We start from the raw sequence: 18,070 nt of genomic DNA on the forward strand, positions 1-18,070 counted from the left end.
CCCTAGTAGGACTGAGCGATCAGGTCCTCGGGCACCTCCGAGGCGGCAGCCTCATCCACGAAGAAGACGGTGCGACGACGGCCCTTGACACCCGCGATCGGCACATCCGCATAGGAGGCACCGGCCAGGGCGAGACCCAGCGGCGACGCCTTCTCCGCACCGGCCAGCTCGACCCACACGCGGCGGGAGGTGTTGATCGCGGTACGGGTGAGAGTGAGCCGCTCGCTCGGCGGCTTCGGCGAGTTGCGTACCGGCAGGACCGTGTGGTCTTTGTCCAGTACCTCGGTGAAACCGGGGAACAGCGAGGCGGTGTGACCGTCGGGCCCGACACCCAGGAAGGTGATGTCGAAGCGGGGCAGGTTCGAGTCGCCATCGGCGAAACGAGCCAGCTCCTCGGCATAGGCCACGGCGGCGGCATCCAGGTCGAGTCCGGCATCCGATGCGGGCATCGGGTGAATGTTCTCGGCCGGGATGGTCAGGTGATCCAGCAGAGCCGAATACGCCTTCACGTCGTTGCGGTCCTCGTGGCCGGCGGGCACAAAGCGCTCGTCGCTCCACCAGAAGTGAACACGAGACCAGTCAACGCTGTCGCGCGCGGCGGAAGCATTGATGGATTCGAGCACCGCGATCCCCACACGGCCACCCTCCAGCACAACGTTTACACGATCGTATTCGTCGAGCAGGTCGAGGGTTTTGGTGAGGAAGCGTGCGGCCAGGGAGGCCGTCAGCGCTTCTGCATCCTTATGAATGAGGACGCGGCGTTCGTTGGTCATCGTTGATCCCTTACTTTACTTCGTGGTGGACTCGGCCAGCAGTTCGGCCAGTCCGGTGGTGATTACATCGCCGTACAGTGCGTCCGGGTCGAGCCGGCGCAGTTCCTCGGCGAGGCAGTCGCGCAGGCTGCGGCGGGGCAGAGCAATTTCGTGCTCGGGCTGACCCGGCAGCTTCAGCGTAGCCGACGTGCTGGTGAACGGACGAACGATCGACACCTCACCGCTGTCGCGCACGAGGGTCACCGAGTGAATTCCGGTGTCGTGCGAACCGCGCTCGGTCTCGACCTGCTCCACCGGAGCCTGCAGCGCACGGCGCAGCCAAGCGGCCAGCAGGATGGTCGAGGGGGAGTCGGAGGCACCCGAGACGATCACCTTGGTGACCGGCTCATACGGCGGCTGGTCCAGCGCCGCGGCGAGCTGAGCACGCCACAGGGTCAGACGGGTCCACGCGAAGTCGGTGTCACCGGCGGTGTAGGTGGTGGCACGCGTGTTCAGCGTGGCCAGCACGTCCTCACCGATCGAGGCGTCGGTGATCCGGCGCTGCGCCATGCGACCCAGCGCGGTGTGCGCCACGTCGGCCGGAGCCTTGCCGGGCCACCAGGCCACAACCGGAGCGTCCGGCAGCAGCAGGCCGGTGATCAGCGATTCCTCGCTGGTCGCGACCGCGCCGAAGACGCTGAGGATGATGACCTCGCTGGCACCGGCGTCGCCACCGACGCGGATCTCCGCGTCCAGACGATCAACGCTGCCGGGGGTGACCTCGTTGGAGACCACGATCACGCGCATCGGGTGCTCACGCGATGCCTCATTGGCGGCGTGAATTGCATCCTCTTCCTGACCGTGCTCGGAGCTGATCACCAGGGTCAGCACGCGACCCAGGGCGACGGCACCGCCGTCTTCGCGCAGGGTTACCAGGCGCTTGGCCACCGCACTGACGGTGGTGTCGGGCAGTTCGACGATCATGGGCGTCTCCAATTCCGGCCGTCACGCTGCAGGAGCTCGTCGGCCGAAGCCGGTCCCCAGGATCCGGGCTGATACTGATCAAGCGGGCCACCCTCTGCGGCCCAGAACTCCTCGATCGGGTCGAGGATCTTCCAGGAGAGCTCAACCTCCTCGTGGCGCGGGAACAGGGGCGGGTCGCCCAGGAGAACGTCGAGAATCAGACGCTCGTAGGCCTCGGGGCTCGCCTCGGTGAACGCGTGACCGTAACCGAAGTCCATGGTCACATCGCGCACCTGAGTGCTGGCACCGGGAACCTTCGAACCAAAACGGATCGTGACACCCTCGTCCGGCTGGACGCGGATCACGAGGGCGTTCTGGCCGAGCTCGGCGGTCTGGCTCTCCTCGAACAGGTACTGCGGTGCACGCTTGAAGACAACGGCGATCTCGGTCACACGACGACCCAGACGCTTACCCGCACGCAGGTAGAAGGGCACACCGGCCCAGCGACGGGTGTTGATGTCGAGGCGCATCGCGGCGTAGGTCTCGGTGATCGACTCGGGGTTCATGCCGTCCTCGTCGAGGAAACCGGGAACCTGCTCGCCACCCTGCCATCCGCCGGCGTACTGGCCGCGGGCGGTGGCGGTTGCCAGGTCTGCGGGCAGACGCACCGCGGCGAGAACCTTCTCCTTCTCGGCACGCAGATCCGCGGCGTCGAACGAGTTGGGCTCCTCCATCGCGGTCAGCGCGAGCAGCTGCAGCAGGTGGTTCTGGATCACGTCGCGGGCGGCACCGATACCGTCGTAGTATCCGGCACGACCACCCACGCCGATGTCCTCGGCCATGGTGATCTGGACGTGGTCTACGTGGTTGGCGTTCCACAGCGGCTCGAACATCTGGTTGGCGAAACGCAGCGCCAGGATGTTCTGAACGGTTTCCTTACCGAGGTAGTGGTCGATGCGGAAGACCGAGTCGGCGGGGAACACGGACTCGACCACGGCGTTGAGCTCGCGGGCGGTCTTCAGGTCCGAACCAAACGGCTTCTCGATGACCACACGACGCCAGGAGCCTTCCTTCTGGTCGGCCAGGCCCGAGCGGCGCAGCTGCTCGGTCACAACCGGGAAGGCCTTCGGCGGGATCGACAGGTAGAACGCGTAGTTACCCATGGTGCCGCGTTCGCGGTCCAGGGTCTCCACGGTCTGCTTGAGGCGGTCAAATGCCTCGTTGTCATCGAACTCTCCGGGAACGAAGCGGATACCCTGCGCAAGCTGGTCCCACACCTCTTCCCGGAACTCGGTCCGGGAGTGCTCCCGGACCGAGTCGTGCACTACCTGCATGAAGTCCTGGTCTTCCCAATCACGGCGGGCGAACCCGACCAGGGAGAAGCCCGGGGGCAACAGCCCACGGTTCGCCAGGTCGTAAACGGCCGGCATGAGTTTCTTACGTGACAGGTCTCCGGTAACACCAAAGATGACCAGTCCGCTCGGGCCGGCGATTCGGTTCAATCGCCGGTCCGAGCTCAGCCGGAGCGGATTAAACTCCGGCGTAATATCCACGGGGGACATGGGACTCCTAGAAGGTTTTGCGAGGGGTTGTTAGCGCGCGATGGCGGCGAACAGGGTTTCGATGGTGCTGGCCGGGTCGGTCAGGGTGAGGGTTACGACGGGACGACCGTGGTCGGCCAGTACGCTTGCGTCACCCTGCGCCTGAGCGGCAATCAGCTCACCGAAGGTGAACGGACGCTCCGGGATCTCGAGGTCCGCGGGGGCGGTCTCGGTGATCTGCAGGAACACGCCCACGGCCGGTCCGCCCTTGTGGAACTGACCGGTCGAGTGCAGGAAGCGCGGGCCCCAACCGAAGGTGACCGGACGACCGGTTACCGCGGCGAACTGGTCGCGGACACCCTGCAGCTGCGGGTTGGCGACACGGTCTACGTAGGCCTGCACGGAGAAGTAGCCATCCTCGGGCAGGGTGCCGATCAGGGCATCCAGAACCTCGCGGACGGTGGTGGCGGAGCCGATAATCTCGGCCGGGCCGCGCACCTCGATACCGGCGTCCACAAATGCGGGCGCGGTGGGCTCGGGGCGGGAGTCCAGCAGACCGCGGGTAGCGATCTTGGCGGACTCCACGTCGGGCTGGTCGAAGGGGTTGATCCCCAGCAGGCGACCGGCCACAACCACCGCGTACTCCCACACCAGCAGCTGAGCGCCGAGGCTTCCGCTGACGAGGATCTCGCCCTCGCGTGCGTGGTTGTCGAAGTGGGTGTGGGCGTTGTCCACCAGGCGCACGATCTGGGTGTCCGCGTAGTCCGCGGTTACCTCGGTCGAGAGCGGCTCGAGCACAACCGGCAGGACGCCGGTGCCGAGCTTTCCGGTGGACTCGGCGATCAGCTGCTCCACCCAGTCGCCGAAGCCGACGATGTGGCTGCCGTCGGTGACGATGCCCAGCTTGCTGCGGAATGCGATGGCCGCACCGAGCACCAGGCCCGGGTTGGTCTCGTTGTCCACGGCGAGCTCAACCGAGATGGCCTCGGCCTCGTTGAGCAGCTCGTCGATGTCCGCACCGGCGAGGCCCGAGGGGACCAGGCCGAACGCGGTCAGGGCCGAGTAGCGGCCACCCACGTTGGGGTCCGCGTTGAAGACGGTGTAACCGGCCTCACGTGCGGACTTGTCCAGCGGGGAACCCGGGTCGGTGACCACGATGATGCGCTCGGTCGGGTCGATGCCCGCCGCGGTGAACGCAGCCTCGTAGGCGCGACGCTGGCTGTCGGTCTCCACGGTCGACCCCGACTTGGAGGACACCACGAGGGCGCTGGTCTCCAGGCGGTCGTTCAGCGCGGCCAGGATCTGACCGGGAGCGGTCGAGTCCAGGATGGTCAGCGGGGCGTCCAGGGTGTTGGTGATGACCTCGGGGGCCAGCGAGGACCCGCCCATGCCACCCAGCACGATGTGGTTCACACCGGCCGCGCGCAGCTTGTCGCGCAGCTCGATGATCGGTGCCACCAGCGGACGCGAGACCGAAACGGCCTCGGTCCAGCCCAGACGGATGGAGGACTCGGCCTCGGCGTCCGCGCCCCACAGGGTGGGGTTCTGGGCGGTGATACCCGAGGCGACCAGGTCGGCTACCAGGGTGGGAACGGCTTCTTCTACGGCTGCCTTGACGGTGCCGGAGAGGTGGATTTCGAAGCTCACTTCGAAGCCTCCAGAGCTGCGTTCACGGTGTCCAGCAGTTCGTTCCAGGAGACGATGAACTTCTCAACGCCCTCCTTCTCGAGCTGAGCGGTGGCCTCGTCGTAGGACACGCCTGCGGCGGCTACTGCGTCCATGATCTCGTGAGCGGCGGCGTAGGCCACGGTCACGGTGTCACCGGTGATGACGCCGTGGTCGGCGGTAGCCTCGAGGGTCTTCTCCGGCATGGTGTTGACAACACCGGCGGCAACCAGCTCGGTCACGTACAGGGTGTCGGGCAGAGCGGCATCCTTGACACCGGTCGAAGCCCACAGCGGACGCTGCTTGTTGGCACCGGCGGCCAGCAGACCGGCGGCACGCTCGGAGGCGAACTCCTGCTCGAAGGCCTCATAGGCCAGCTGAGCGTTGGCAACGCCGGCCTTCGACTTCAGGGCCACGGCCTCGGGGGTGCCCACGGCGTCCAGGCGAGCGTTGATCTCGCTGTCCACGCGCGACACGAAGAACGAGGCAACCGAGTGGATGCCCGAGATGTCGATGCCCTTAGCCTTGGCCTGCTCGAGACCGGCCAGGTAGGCGTTGACCACGGCGCGGTAGCGCTCGAGCGAGAAGATCAGGGTCACGTTGACGCTGATGCCCTCGGCGATCACGGCGGTGATGGCCTCGAGGCCCTCAACGGTCGCGGGGATCTTGATCATGGCGTTGGGACGGTTGACCTTGGCCCACAGCTCCTTGGCCTGCGCGATGGTCGCGGCGGCGTCATGAGCGAAGCCCGGCTCGACCTCGATCGAGACGCGGCCATCGAAGCCCTTGGACGAGGCGTAGATGTCGGCAAAGATGTCGCTTGCGGCGGCAACGTCGTCGGTGGTGATCTCGAAGACAGCCTTCGATGCGTCAACACCGGCAGCCTTGAGCTCGGCAACCTGCTCGGCGTAGCTCTCACCGTTGCTCAGGGCACCGGCGAAGATGGTCGGGTTGGTGGTCACACCGACAACGTTCTTCTCGGCGATCAGAGCCTGCAGGCTGCCGGACTGGATGCGTCCGCGGGACAGGTCGTCGAGCCAGATGCTGACGCCGGCCTCGGACAGGGCGGCGGTACGTTCGTTAGTCATTGAATCTTCTTCTTTCCTGTTCAACGCCTACGCGTTGAGCGAGTCCTTGGCCGCGGCCACAACGGCCTCGGTCGTGATACCAAACTTGGTGTACAGGGTCTTCTCATCTGCCGAAGCACCGAAGTGCTCCAGGGAGATGGAACGTCCACGGTCGCCAACAATTCCCCGCCAGGTGAGGGCGATACCGGCCTCAACCGAAACGCGAGCGGTGATAGCTGCCGGGAGTACCGACTCCTGGTAGGCGGCGTCCTGCTCGGCGAACCACTCGAGCGAGGGGACCGAGACGACGCGGGCCTGGATGCCCTCGGCTGCCAGTGCGGTGCGAGCCTCAACGGCCAGCTGCACCTCGGAACCGGTGGCGATCAGCAGCACCTCGGGGGTACCGTTCGGAGCCTCCAGCAGCGTGTAGGCGCCGCGAGCGGTCAGCGATGCCGATGCGAAGGTTTCGCCTTCGGCAGCACCCTCGCCACGTGCGTACACGGGGAGGTTCTGACGCGACAGGGCGATACCCTGCGGTGCGGTGTGACGCTTGAGCATCTCGAGCCACGCGTGAGCGGTCTCGTTGGCGTCGGCCGGACGGATGATGTCCAGGTTCGGGATGGCGCGGAGCGCTGCGAGGTGCTCAACCGGCTGGTGGGTCGGACCGTCTTCGCCGAGGGCGATCGAGTCGTGGGTCCAGACGAAGATCGGGGCGATGTTCATCAGGGCGGCCAGACGGACGGCGGGACGCATGTAGTCGGCGAACTGCAGGAAGGTTCCACCGAAGACGCGGGTCTTACCGTGCAGGGCGATACCGTTCATGATTGCGCCCATGGCGTGCTCACGGATACCGAAGTGCAGGACGCGACCGTAGTCGTTACCGGTCCACGCGTTGGTGGAGTGCTCGGCGGGAACAAACGAGGGGGCACCCTCGATGGTGGTGTTGTTCGAACCGGCGAGGTCGGCCGAGCCACCCCACAGCTCGGGCAGAACCGAGGCGAGGCCGTTGATGACCTTACCCGAGGCAACACGGGTCGAAACCGAAGAGCCACCCTCGAAGACCGGCAGAGCGGACTCGATGTCGGCGGGCAGTTCGCCAGCCTCGAGGCGAGCCAGCAGTTCGGCGCGCCCGGGGTTTGCGGCGGCCCAGGCGTCAAAGCGAACCTGCCATGCTGCGTGCAGCTCGGCACCGCGTGCCACGGCACCGCGGGTGTGGTTGATGACGTCCTCGTCCACCTGGAAGCTCTGCTCCGGGTCGAAGCCCACAACGGTCTTCAGCGCGGCGAGCTCCTCGGCACCCAGCTTGGAGCCGTGGATACCACCGGAGTTCTGCTTCTTGGGGGAGGGGTAACCGATGATGGTCTTGAGGATGATCAGCGAGGGCTTCTTGGTCTCTGCCTTGGCAGCCTCGATGGTGTCGTTCAGTTCCTGAACGTCCTCGACGTACTCGCCGTTCTTCTTCCAGTCGACGATGCGCACATCCCAGCCGTAGGCCTCGTAGCGCTTGGCGACGTCCTCGGTGAAGGCGATGTTGGTGTCGTCCTCGATCGAGATCTGGTTGGAGTCGTAAATGGCAATCAGGTTGCCAAGCTCCTGGTGGCCGGCCAGTGAGGAAGCCTCGCTGGTCACGCCCTCCTGCAGGTCACCGTCTCCGGCAACGACGTAGACGAAGTGGTCGAAGGGGCTGGTGCCGGCTTCGGCCTCGGGGTCAAACAGGCCACGCTCGTAGCGGGCGGCGTAGGCGAAGCCCACGGCCGAGGCGAGACCCTGACCCAGCGGGCCGGTGGTGATCTCCACGTGGTCGGTGTGACCAAACTCGGGGTGACCCGGGGTCTTCGAGCCCCAGGTGCGCAGTGCCTCGATGTCGGCCTTTTCCAGGCCGAATCCGCCGAGGTACAGCTGGACGTACTGAGTGAGGGAGGAGTGGCCGACCGACAGCACGAAGCGGTCGCGTCCCAGCCAGTCCTGGTCGCTCGGGTCCTTGTGCATGACCTTCTGGAAGAGGAGGTAGGCGACCGGTGCGAGGCTCATTGCCGTTCCGGGGTGGCCGTTACCGACCTTTTCTACGGCATCCGCCGCGAGAACGCGAGCGGTGTTAACCGCCTTGTTGTCGATGGGATCCCACTTCAGAGCTGCCAAGATTATTGACCTTTCCTAATCGAACCCGGTGGCCTGGGTTGGCCGCCGTGGCTGAGCGAACTGCGTGTCGCGCACGGCGCCGCCCCCGAGGCGGGCACTACGACGGAGTGCGGGTCCGGGGGGAAGGGCGTCGCGTTATTGCGAGCGTCTACCAGTATAGGGAGTTCCGCTCCCGATAGCGGGGGAGTTCGGGCGCGCGTGCACGGTTGGTCGCCCGAAACCGATCCCGTAGGATGGGCGAGTCGAGTGAAGAGGTATATAGAACTAATGGACGTCGCAGAGTTGACCCCCGTCGCCACCGAGAAGATCGGTGCCAAGCGCAAGGTACGTGCCTACATCGCGCTCACAAAACCCCGTGTTATGGAGCTTCTGCTGGTGACCACGGTCCCGGTGATGATCCTCGCTCAGGGGGGTCTGCCGACCCTCGGGCTGGTCCTCGCCACGGTCATCGGCGGCGCGCTGAGTGCGGGTTCGGCCGGGGCGTTCAACTGCTATTTCGACCGCGATATCGACCGCGTGATGAACCGAACTCAGGGTCGACCGCTTGTGACCGGAGAGGTCAGCCCGCGCGAGGCGCTGGTCTTTTCCTGGGTCCTCGCGGTGGTTTCTACGGTGTGGCTGGCCCTGACCACCAACCTGCTGGCCGCCGCACTCTCGGTCGCGGCCATCGCCTTCTACGTGCTGATCTACACGCTGTGGCTCAAGCGTCGCACCGCTCAGAACATCATCTGGGGCGGAATTGCGGGCTGCTTCCCGGTGCTGATCGGGTGGTCCGCGGTCACCGGCTCGCTCTCCTGGGAGCCCTTCATCCTCTTCGGTGTGGTGTTCCTCTGGACCCCGCCGCACTACTGGCCGCTGTCGATGAAGTACCGCGAGGACTATCGCTCGGTGGGTGTCCCGATGCTCGCCGTGGTGCGCGGACGCGCGCAGGTGGGCCTGCAGGTCATCCTGTACGCATGGGCCACCGTGGCCTGCTCGCTGCTGCTGATTCCGGTGGGCAACATGGGTATCGTCTACAGCGTGGTGGCGGTGCTGGCCGGCGGCTGGTTTATCTTTGAGACACACCGTCTGTATAACCTCGCTATTCGTGGCGCGGCGGCGAGTCCGATGCGTGTGTTCCACGGTTCGATCTCGTATCTCACGCTGGTGTTCCTCGCGGTGGGTATCGACCCGCTGCTGCACTTCTAGGGCGAATCTGCACGTTCGTGCAGCACGTTTCGCGCTTTGGGTATCGGGCGGGTCGATTTTGCTGCACATACGTTCAGTGCTCCTGAACCAACGTGAGCCCGAATCGGGACCGTGGGTACCCAGACAAAAGGGCGGTGGCCCCCTCCGAAGAGGGGACCACCGCCCTTTATCGTTGCCGGGTTAGGCGCGTGCTGCCTGCGGCTCTGTTGACACCTGCTCGGGTTCGGGGATCGAGGAGCGGGTGTCCAGCATGACCCGGGTAGCCAGGGCGATCACGACGCCGGCCAGGACCATGTGGGTACCCACCATGATCTCCGGCAGTCCCAGGCGTGACTGGGCGATGCCCAGGACGATCTGGGCGACCTGTCCCACCAGCAGCCAGACGACCGGCTTCACCGGGTAGCGCAGGCGCAGTCCGATGATCAGGATCAGGACTGTCGAGGCAAACATCAGGTAGCCGGGCCAGGAGTGCAGGTGCTGCATGAACTCGGGGTTCAGGCCGTTGCGGGGCACGTTGGCGTCGCCGGCGTGCGGACCCGATCCGGTGGTCAGGATGCCCATGACCGCGGCCAGGGCCACCAGGAAGGTCATGATGTGGGTGAGGATCCGGTAGGGCGCCGCGCTGCGCTTGGGGCCGGCCGCTCCCTTATAGGCGCGGTAGACCAGCGCCGTGGTCAGGCCCACCAGCACCAGCGAGATCACGAAGTGGGCACCCACCAGGTAGGAGTTCAGGCCGGTCAGCACCACGATGCCGCCGAGCACCGCCTGCAGTGGGATGCTCATGCCCTGGGCGAAGGTCAGCCAGAACAGATCGCGGCGACGCTTACGCAGGTTCCACACCGACAGGAAGGCGCCGATGGCGATGATCACCAGCACGAATGTGAGCGTGCGGTTACCAAACTCGATGATCCCGTGGATGCCCATCTCCGGGGTCGAGGTCAGCGACTCGGGGGTGCACTTGGGCCAGGTGGGGCAGCCGAGGCCGGACCCGGTCAGGCGAACGGCGCCGCCGGTGCCGATCAGCACCGTCTGGAAGATCAGCGAGAGCCAGGCGAAAACACGAACCGGTCGGTTCACGCTCTGCGGCAGCCAGTTTGTGATCCGCTGATAGAGGCTTGGTGTCGGCCGGGAGGTCGTGGTCACGGGAATCGGTCCCCATCCTTAGTTAACGGTGCGGCTCGCGGTAATCACCCATGCGGAAATATGCCGGAACCTATAGAATACGAAGAGTTCGAGTAGTTGTCTGCGTCTGGCACGTTGCATGCCAGCCGCAGGCCAGGTACTGAAACCCCCTTGAACTAATTGTAGAGACGCCGGAGAGCGTCTCGCGCCACCCCCCTCTCATGCCCGCGCCTGATAGCGCATCACCGTGAGGGAATGCCAGGTACGGAAATTCTGTTACCGGCAGGTAGAAAAGAGGTAGAGACATGTCAGACGTGCTCATTGACCGTCCCGAATTGGACTCCCTGGGAGTTTACGAATTCGGATGGTCCGACTCGGATGCGGCGGGTCAATCCGCCAAACGAGGAATCTCCAAAGAGGTCGTTGCCAACATCTCGAACCTCAAGAACGAGCAGGACTGGATGCTGCAGCGACGCCTGAAGGCCCTGCAGATCTTCGAACGTAAGCCGATGCCCGCCTGGGGTGCCGACCTCTCGGCCATCGACTTCGACAACATCAAGTACTTCGTCCGCTCGACCGAGAAGCAGGCCCAGACCTGGGAAGACCTGCCCGAGGACATCAAGAACACCTACGAGAAGCTGGGTATCCCCGAGGCCGAGCGTCAGCGCCTGGTCGCCGGTGTGGCCGCCCAGTACGAGTCCGAGGTGGTGTACCACCAGATCCGCGAGGACCTCGAGCAGCAGGGTGTCATCTTCCTGGACACCGACACCGCGCTCCGCGAGCACCCCGAGTTCTTCGAGGAGTACTTCGGTACCGTGATCCCCTCGGGAGACAACAAGTTCGCCGCGCTGAACACCGCCGTGTGGTCGGGTGGCTCGTTTGTGTATGTCCCCAAGGGTGTCCACGTGGAGATCCCGCTGCAGGCCTACTTCCGGATCAACACCGAGAACATGGGTCAGTTCGAGCGCACGCTGATCATCGCCGACGAGGGCTCCTACGTCCACTACATCGAGGGCTGCACCGCCCCGATCTACAAGTCGGACTCGCTGCACTCGGCCGTGGTGGAGATCATCGTGAAGAAGAATGCCCGCGTTCGCTACACGACCATCCAGAACTGGTCGACCAACGTGTACAACCTGGTTACCAAGCGCGCCATCGCCGAAGAGGGTGCCACCATGGAGTGGATCGATGGCAACATCGGCTCCAAGGTCACCATGAAGTACCCGTCGATCTACCTCACCGGTGAGCACGCCAAGGGTGAGACCCTGTCGGTGGCCTTCGCCGGTCCCGGTCAGCACCAGGACACCGGTGCCAAGATGATCCACATGGCCCCGCACACCCAGTCGACCATTCTGTCGAAGTCCATCGCCCGTGGCGGCGGCCGCGCCGGATACCGCGGCGAGGTTCGGGTGGACGCCAACGCGCACCACTCGAAGAACACCGTGGCCTGTGACGCCCTGCTGGTAGACCGCATCTCCCGTTCGGACACCTACCCGGCGATCGACATTCGTGTGGATGACGCCGAGCTGGGTCACGAGGCCACGGTGACCAAGGTCTCCGAGGAGCAGCTGTTCTACCTGATGAGCCGCGGCCTCGAGCAGGATGAGGCCATGGCCATGATCGTGCGCGGCTTTATCGAGCCGATCGCCCGTGAGCTCCCGATGGAATACGCACTCGAACTCAACAAGCTCATCGAAATGGGCATGGAAGGATCCGTCGGCTAAATGACGACCACATCCCCTGCAACCAGCAGCACCGAAACCGAACAGCACGGGTTCAAGGCGCACAGCGATGGCGGCGACGCCTTCGTGCCGGTCCAGACCCGTTCCGAGCGCTTCGCCTCGACCGATGTGGCCGCCTTCCCGGCGGTCACCGGTCGCGAGCCCGCCTGGAAGTACACCCCGGTCGCGCAGCTTGCCGACCTGATTGATGGCGAGCTGGACGGATCCGAGTATTCGTTTGAGGCGCCCGCCGTCGACGGTGTCGCCGTGGCCTGGGTGGGCCGCGACGATAAGCGGATTGGCACCGCCGGTACTCCCGAAAACAAGGCCGCCGCCAACGCATGGACCGCGTTTGAGAAGGCCCTGGTCATCTCGGTCACCGGCGAGGAGGAGAAGACCTTCCGCCTGCACCGCACTGCGCTGGGTAACACCGCCCGCGCCGCGCACACCGTCATCGAGGCCGCGCCGCACTCGCGCGCCCTGGTCATCCTGGAAAACGCCGGCCAGGCCGCGCTGACCGAGAACATCGAGATCATCGTCGGCGACGGCGCTCAGCTCACCGTGGTGAGCGTTCAGGAGTGGGCGGAGGATGCCCGCCACCTGGCCGAGCACTTCGCCGAGATCGGTCGCGACGCCAAGCTGAAGCATGTGGCCGTGACTCTGGGTGGCAAGATCGTCCGGGTCAACCCCTCGACCCACCTGGGCAGCCAGGGAGCCGACATCGAGTCGCTCGGTGTGTACTTCGCCGACGCGCACCAGCACCTCGAGCAGCACGTCTACGTCGACCACGACGCCGAGAACACCCGCTCCCGCGTGAGCTATAAGGGTGCACTCCAGGGCGAGGGCGCGCACACCGTCTGGATCGGCGACGTGCTGATCCGCCAGACCGGAACCGCGACCGACTCCTATGAGGAGAACCGCAACCTCGTGCTCAGCGAGGGTACCCGCGCCGACTCGGTGCCGAACCTCGAGATCGAGACCGGCGACATCGCCGGCGCCGGTCACGCCAGCGCCACCGGTCGTTTCGACGACGAGCAGCTCTTCTACCTCATGGCACGCGGCATCGCCGAAGCCGATGCCCGTCGCCTCGTGGTGCACGGCTTCCTGGTGGAGATCATCCAGCGCATCGGCGACGCCGAGCTGGGTGAGCGCATCGAGGCCGCCATCGAGCGCGAGCTTGCGGCGGGTGACCTCCAGTCGTGAGTACCCGTGTTTGTGCCCTTGCCGATCTGACCCTCAACCAGGCCCAGCGCGTGGTGGTCGACGGCACTCCGATCGCACTCGTGTTGGACGCGCAGGGTGAGGTCCACGCAATCGGAGACACCTGCACCCACGGCGATATTTCCCTCGCCGAGGGGTTTGTTGAGGGGGAGACCCTCGAGTGCTGGGCCCACGGGTCCGCATTCTCGCTGAAGACCGGCAAGCCCCTGACCCTTCCCGCCTATGAGCCCGTCCCGGTATACGCCGTGGAGCTGCGCGATGGCGACATTTTTATCGACCCGACCGTAACGAAAGAGATCTAGCGCCATGTCAGTACTTGAGATTCGCGACCTGCACGTCAGCGTGGAAACCGACCAGGGCACCAAGCCGATCCTGCGCGGCGTAGACCTGACCCTCAACTCGAACGAGACCCACGCCATCATGGGCCCCAACGGCTCCGGTAAGTCGACCCTGGCGTACACCATCGCCGGTCACCCGAAGTACACCGTGGACTCCGGTTCGATCACCCTGGACGGCGAAGACGTCCTGGAGATGAGCGTGGATGAGCGTGCCCGTGCCGGCATCTTCCTCGCTATGCAGTACCCGGTGGAGATCCCCGGCGTGACCGTGTCGAACTTCCTGCGCACCGCCAAGACCGCCATCGATGGTGAGGCTCCGGCGATCCGTACCTGGATCAAGGACGTGCGCACCGCCATGGACAACCTGCGCATGGACAAGGTGTTCGCCGAGCGCAACGTCAACGAGGGTTTCTCCGGTGGAGAGAAGAAGCGTCACGAGATCCTTCAGCTTGAGCTGCTCAAGCCGAAGTTCGCCGTACTGGACGAGACCGACTCGGGCCTCGACGTTGACGCGTTGAAGATCGTCTCCGAGGGTGTCAACCGCGCCCAGGAGAACACCGACCTCGGCGTGCTGCTGATCACCCACTACACCCGCATCCTGCGCTACATCAAGCCGGACCACGTGCACGTGTTCGTGAACGGTAAGGTTGCCGAGCAGGGCGGCCCCGAGCTGGCCGACCGTCTGGAAAACGAGGGTTACGACCGCTACCTCCAGACCGCCGACCAGGCGTAGGCTAGACCCATGTCTACCACCCTGAGCCCGGCCCGTTACGACGAGGTCACCGAGGCGCTCAAGGACGTTATGGACCCCGAGCTCGGGGTGAACGTTGTTGACCTCGGCCTGATCTACGACCTCGGATGGGATGATGAGAACAACGCTCTCATCATCCACATGACCCTCACCTCGGCCGGCTGCCCGCTGACCGATGTGCTCGAAGAGCAGACCGGTGAGGCACTCGATGGCGTCGTGGAGGCGTTCCGGATCAACTGGGTCTGGATGCCGCCGTGGGGTCCGGAAAGAATCACCGATGACGGCCGCGACATGATGCGAGCCCTCGGCTTCGCGATGTAGTTTGCCCCTCAGAACCCCGCTCACCATGTGGTGGGCGGGGTTTTGTGCGCTCCTATGCCGGTAAGCTGGCAGCATGACTTCCCGTACCGGCCGCGAACAGCTGCACGATTCCATCCGCGACTATGAGGCCGGCGATTTTCCGGTGGACCGCATCATCGACTGCGTCTGTGCCTGCGGCAACGAGGTCTTCGCCCTCGGCTATGACGATGAGCAGGGCGTGGCCGTGCGGCTGTGCTCGAAGTGCGACACCGAGGTTGCGCTGCTCGACTCGGCCGACCTGCTGGACCGCGCCGACTCCGACATCGAACTCGATGCCGCCGAGTGCACCTGCGACGGCACCGACTTCACCGTGGCCGTGGGCTTCGCCATCGAGGGCGAGGACGTGCGCTGGGTCAGCGTGGGCCTGCGCTGCGAAGACTGCGCGATCGCCGGCGTCTACACCGACTGGGCGATCGACTACAGCCCGAGCCTGCACCTGCTCGAGCGGGTCTAAGCGCCCACAACGTCGCCACAACACAGCACAGCACGGCAACGGCGTTGGCCGTGTTCGAGTTGATCCCGGACACGGCCGACGCCGTTGGTATTGCGGTTGTCGCGTCTAGGCGGCCTTGCGCACCCAGTAGACCTCGGTGATCATGGTGTGCGAGACCTGCCCGTCCTCGGTGTTTGCGGCGATCGCCGCATCCAGTGCGGCCTCAAACGTGTCGCCCGCGGCGGCGAGGGCCGCCTGCATCTTGCTCGAGGACAGGGCGCGGCCCCGGGTGTCTTCGGGGGAGCGGGTGAGGGTCCACTCGGCCTGATAGACACCGTGATCCGAATCCGCCGGGGCGAAGGCCTCGGCCAGCTCCTGCGCGTAGGGGAAGTCGCGGTAGGTGCGGGTGTAGCCGGGGGAGTAGGCCTCGGCCAGCTCCTCCCACGCCTGGGCAAAGCCGCCGCGGGTGTAGTCGCGGTTGTTCTGGATGATTGCCAGCACACCGCCGGGCCGAAGCGCCTGGATGGCCGCCGCATAGAACCGCGGGCGATCAAACCAGTGGGCGGCCTGACCCACGGTGATCAGTGCGAGGTCACGGCGCTGCTCCAGATCCGGCTCGACCGGGGAGTGAACCCAGGTTGCCTCGGGCAGGCGCTCGGCGCCGGTGGCGACCATATCCGCGGAGATGTCCACGGCGGTGTAGTGGGCCAGCGGACCGAATGTGGGCAGCAGGTCTTCGAGGACCACGCCGGGCCCCGATCCCGCATCGAGAATGTTGAGCGGCGGCGTCGGATCCACCAGCTGCTCCAGCAGCGTGTACACGGCCCGTGGGTAGCGGGGGCGCTGCTCGTTGTAGATGGTAGCCAGACCGTCAAATACCTCGGACATGGTCAATTTCCTTCCGATAGGGGATCTGTGGCCAGTTTAGGTTTACGGGTGTGCGTCGCTCGGCGGCTCGCCCCAAATTCCCAGACATTCAATATCTATCTGGGTGGCGGATATTGCGGCGCGGGGTGGCTCGGATAGGTCTGGGGGATGCGAACGCGTAGACTGGGTGACTTACCTCGACTTTTATGGCGCTATTTGTGGTGCCTGGTTAGCAAAGGACACCCGCAGTGGCTCTCTCCGTTCAGGATCTCGAAATCCGTGTTGGCGCACGGCTACTCATGGAAAACGTGAGTTTCCAGGTTGCCGCGGGCGACAAGATCGGTCTGGTGGGACGTAACGGTGCCGGCAAGACCACCCTCACCAAGACCCTGGCCGGCGAGATTCCCGCCGCCGGGGGCACGATCAACAACCGTGGCGAACTCGGCTACCTGCCCCAGGACCCGCGCACCGGTAACCCCGAGGACCTCGCGCGTACCCGCATTCTGGACGCCCGTGGACTCGGTCAGATCGCGCTGAACATGGCCAAGGCCACCCAGGACATGGCGAGCACCGACCCTGCCGTGGCCGAGGCCGCGATGAAGAAGTACGGTAACCTCACCGACCGCTTCAACGCGCTGGGTGGGTACGCCGCCGAGGCCGAGGCCGCCTCGATCGCCAGCAACCTCAACCTGCCTGACCGCATCCTGGATCAGCCGCTCTCCACCCTCTCCGGTGGTCAGCGTCGCCGAATCGAGCTCGCGCGCATCCTGTTCTCCGACGCGCAGACGATGATCCTCGATGAGCCCACCAACCACCTCGACGCCGACTCGGTGGTGTGGCTGCGCGAGTTCCTGAAGAACTACCGCGGCGGCTTCATCGTGATCACCCACGACATCGAGCTCGTGGGCGAAACCGTGAACCGGGTGTTCTACCTCGACGCCAACCGCCAGGTCATCGACATCTACAACATGAACTGGAAGAACTACCTGCGTCAGCGCGAGGCAGACGAGGAGCGCCGCAAGAAGGAGCGCGCCAACGCCGAGAAGAAGGCCACGACCCTGCAGCTGCAGGCGGCCCGCTTCGGTGCCAAGGCCTCCAAGGCGGCGGCCGCCCACCAGATGGTCGCGCGCGCCGAGAAGCTGCTCGCGGGCCTCGACGAGGTGCGTCAGGTTGAGCGGGTGGCCAAGCTGCGCTTCCCGGATCCCGCGCCCTGTGGCAAGACCCCGATCATGGCCAAGAACCTTTCCAAGAGCTACGGTTCGCTGGAAATCTTCACCTCGGTGGACCTGGCCATCGACCGCGGCTCCAAGGTCGTGGTGCTGGGACTCAACGGTGCGGGAAAGACCACGCTGCTGCGCATGCTCGCCGGGGTGGACAAGCCCGACACCGGTGAGATCATCCCCGGTCACGGCCTCAAGGTGGGCTACTACGCCCAGGAGCATGAGAACCTGGACGTGAAGCGCACGGTGCTGGAGAACATGCTCTCCGCCTCCCCGAACATCGGCGAGACCGAGGCGCGCAAGGTGCTGGGTTCGTTCCTGTTCACCGGTGACGACGGTCACAAGCCCGCCGGCGTGCTCTCCGGTGGTGAGAAGACGCGTTTGTCGCTGGCGATGCTGGTGGTGTCCTCGGCCAACGTGCTGCTGCTCGATGAGCCCACCAACAACCTCGACCCCGCCAGCCGCCTGGAAATCCTGGATGCCCTGGCACACTTCACTGGTGCCGTGGTCCTGGTGTCCCACGACTCGGGTGCCGTGGAGGCGCTGAACCCCGAGCGCGTGCTCATTCTGCCCGACGGTGTGGAAGACCACTGGAACAAGGACTACAACGACCTGATCGAGCTCGCCTAACCGGCTCCTTGATTCACGGCCCCGGACACCTTTTTGGTGTCCGGGGCCGCGGCGTTTTCAGGTCCGGCATACTCAGCTGGATACACTGAATT

General features: G+C 65.2%; 16 protein-coding genes. 8 read left to right on the forward strand and 8 right to left on the reverse strand.

All coding sequences use genetic code 11. From position 1 onward, the window contains the following. Positions 1–2: 2 nt before the first annotated feature. From pgl to tkt, 6 genes are read right to left on the reverse strand one after another with little or no spacing between them, the layout of a single operon-like run. Positions 3–773: a 6-phosphogluconolactonase gene (pgl, locus tag IE92_RS0102905; RefSeq protein WP_030143378.1), complete on the reverse strand. Its 771-nt coding sequence runs from the start codon at positions 771–773 to the stop codon at positions 3–5. A 15-nt stretch (positions 774–788) separates the two neighbouring features. Beyond that, on the reverse strand, positions 789–1,736 hold the full coding sequence (locus IE92_RS0102910) for a glucose-6-phosphate dehydrogenase assembly protein OpcA (protein ID WP_030143379.1): 948 nt from the start codon (positions 1,734–1,736) through the stop codon (positions 789–791). Then, positions 1,733–3,277: a glucose-6-phosphate dehydrogenase gene (zwf, locus tag IE92_RS0102915; RefSeq protein ID WP_030143380.1), complete on the reverse strand. Its 1,545-nt coding sequence runs from the start codon at positions 3,275–3,277 to the stop codon at positions 1,733–1,735. Before zwf ends, IE92_RS0102910 begins: the two co-directional genes overlap by 4 nt. A 30-nt stretch (positions 3,278–3,307) precedes the next feature. Next, on the reverse strand, positions 3,308–4,903 hold the full coding sequence (locus tag IE92_RS0102920; RefSeq protein WP_030143381.1) for a glucose-6-phosphate isomerase: 1,596 nt from the start codon (positions 4,901–4,903) through the stop codon (positions 3,308–3,310). Then, positions 4,900–6,009 carry a transaldolase gene (gene tal, locus IE92_RS0102925; protein WP_030143382.1) on the reverse strand — a complete coding sequence of 370 codons (1,110 nt, stop codon included), beginning with the start codon at positions 6,007–6,009 and terminating at the stop codon, positions 4,900–4,902. Before tal ends, IE92_RS0102920 begins: the two co-directional genes overlap by 4 nt. Positions 6,010–6,036: 27 nt before the next feature. After that, positions 6,037–8,127 (reverse strand): transketolase, encoded by a 2,091-nt coding sequence (tkt, locus tag IE92_RS0102930; RefSeq protein ID WP_030143383.1) that lies wholly within the window; start codon positions 8,125–8,127, stop codon positions 6,037–6,039. Positions 8,128–8,394: 267 nt separating this feature from the next. On the opposite strand from tkt, the gene IE92_RS0102935 reads away from it, so the two are divergent. Continuing rightward, positions 8,395–9,315: a heme o synthase gene (locus IE92_RS0102935; RefSeq protein ID WP_030143384.1), complete on the forward strand. Its 921-nt coding sequence runs from the start codon at positions 8,395–8,397 to the stop codon at positions 9,313–9,315. A gap of 180 nt (positions 9,316–9,495) precedes the next feature. On the opposite strand, the gene IE92_RS0102940 is transcribed toward IE92_RS0102935, so the two are convergent. Next, complete coding sequence (locus IE92_RS0102940; protein ID WP_051701518.1) at positions 9,496–10,458, reverse strand: COX15/CtaA family protein; 963 nt, start codon at positions 10,456–10,458, stop codon at positions 9,496–9,498. Positions 10,459–10,742: 284 nt separating this feature from the next. Here IE92_RS0102940 and sufB point away from each other — a divergent pair, with 284 nt between their 5' ends. The 6 genes from sufB to IE92_RS0102970 all read left to right on the forward strand — a co-directional run bounded on the left by sufB (position 10,743) and on the right by IE92_RS0102970 (position 15,282). After that, positions 10,743–12,161, forward strand: coding sequence for a Fe-S cluster assembly protein SufB (gene sufB / locus IE92_RS0102945; RefSeq protein WP_030143386.1), 1,419 nt, complete (start codon positions 10,743–10,745; stop codon positions 12,159–12,161). Then, positions 12,162–13,361, forward strand: a complete 1,200-nt coding sequence (sufD, locus tag IE92_RS0102950; RefSeq protein ID WP_030143387.1) for a Fe-S cluster assembly protein SufD — start codon at positions 12,162–12,164, stop codon at positions 13,359–13,361. It abuts the gene before it with no gap. Then, the gene (locus tag IE92_RS0102955) at positions 13,358–13,681 is read left to right on the forward strand and encodes a non-heme iron oxygenase ferredoxin subunit (RefSeq protein WP_030143388.1); all 324 of its coding nucleotides are present in this window, start codon (positions 13,358–13,360) and stop codon (positions 13,679–13,681) included. Before sufD ends, IE92_RS0102955 begins: the two co-directional genes overlap by 4 nt. 4 nt (positions 13,682–13,685) lie before the next feature. Next, entirely contained in the window at positions 13,686–14,450 is a 765-nt protein-coding gene (gene sufC / locus IE92_RS0102960; RefSeq protein WP_030143389.1) for a Fe-S cluster assembly ATPase SufC, read from the forward strand. A gap of 9 nt (positions 14,451–14,459) precedes the next feature. Next, on the forward strand, positions 14,460–14,789 hold the full coding sequence (locus tag IE92_RS0102965) for a metal-sulfur cluster assembly factor (protein WP_030143390.1): 330 nt from the start codon (positions 14,460–14,462) through the stop codon (positions 14,787–14,789). 73 nt (positions 14,790–14,862) lie between these two features. Further along, positions 14,863–15,282: a hypothetical protein gene (locus IE92_RS0102970; protein WP_030143391.1), complete on the forward strand. Its 420-nt coding sequence runs from the start codon at positions 14,863–14,865 to the stop codon at positions 15,280–15,282. A 105-nt stretch (positions 15,283–15,387) separates the two neighbouring features. Here the strand turns inward: IE92_RS0102970 and IE92_RS0102975 are convergent, their stop codons facing one another. After that, on the reverse strand, positions 15,388–16,149 hold the full coding sequence (locus IE92_RS0102975; protein WP_051701519.1) for a class I SAM-dependent methyltransferase: 762 nt from the start codon (positions 16,147–16,149) through the stop codon (positions 15,388–15,390). A gap of 278 nt (positions 16,150–16,427) precedes the next feature. On the opposite strand from IE92_RS0102975, the gene abc-f reads away from it, so the two are divergent. Continuing rightward, a complete protein-coding gene (gene abc-f / locus IE92_RS0102980; protein ID WP_051701520.1) occupies positions 16,428–17,978 on the forward strand; it encodes a ribosomal protection-like ABC-F family protein in 1,551 nt (516 codons plus the stop codon). Positions 17,979–18,070: the final 92 nt, after the last annotated feature.

The organism is Mycetocola saprophilus (assembly GCF_000718085.1).
Lineage (GTDB): Bacteria > Actinomycetota > Actinomycetes > Actinomycetales > Microbacteriaceae > Mycetocola > Mycetocola saprophilus.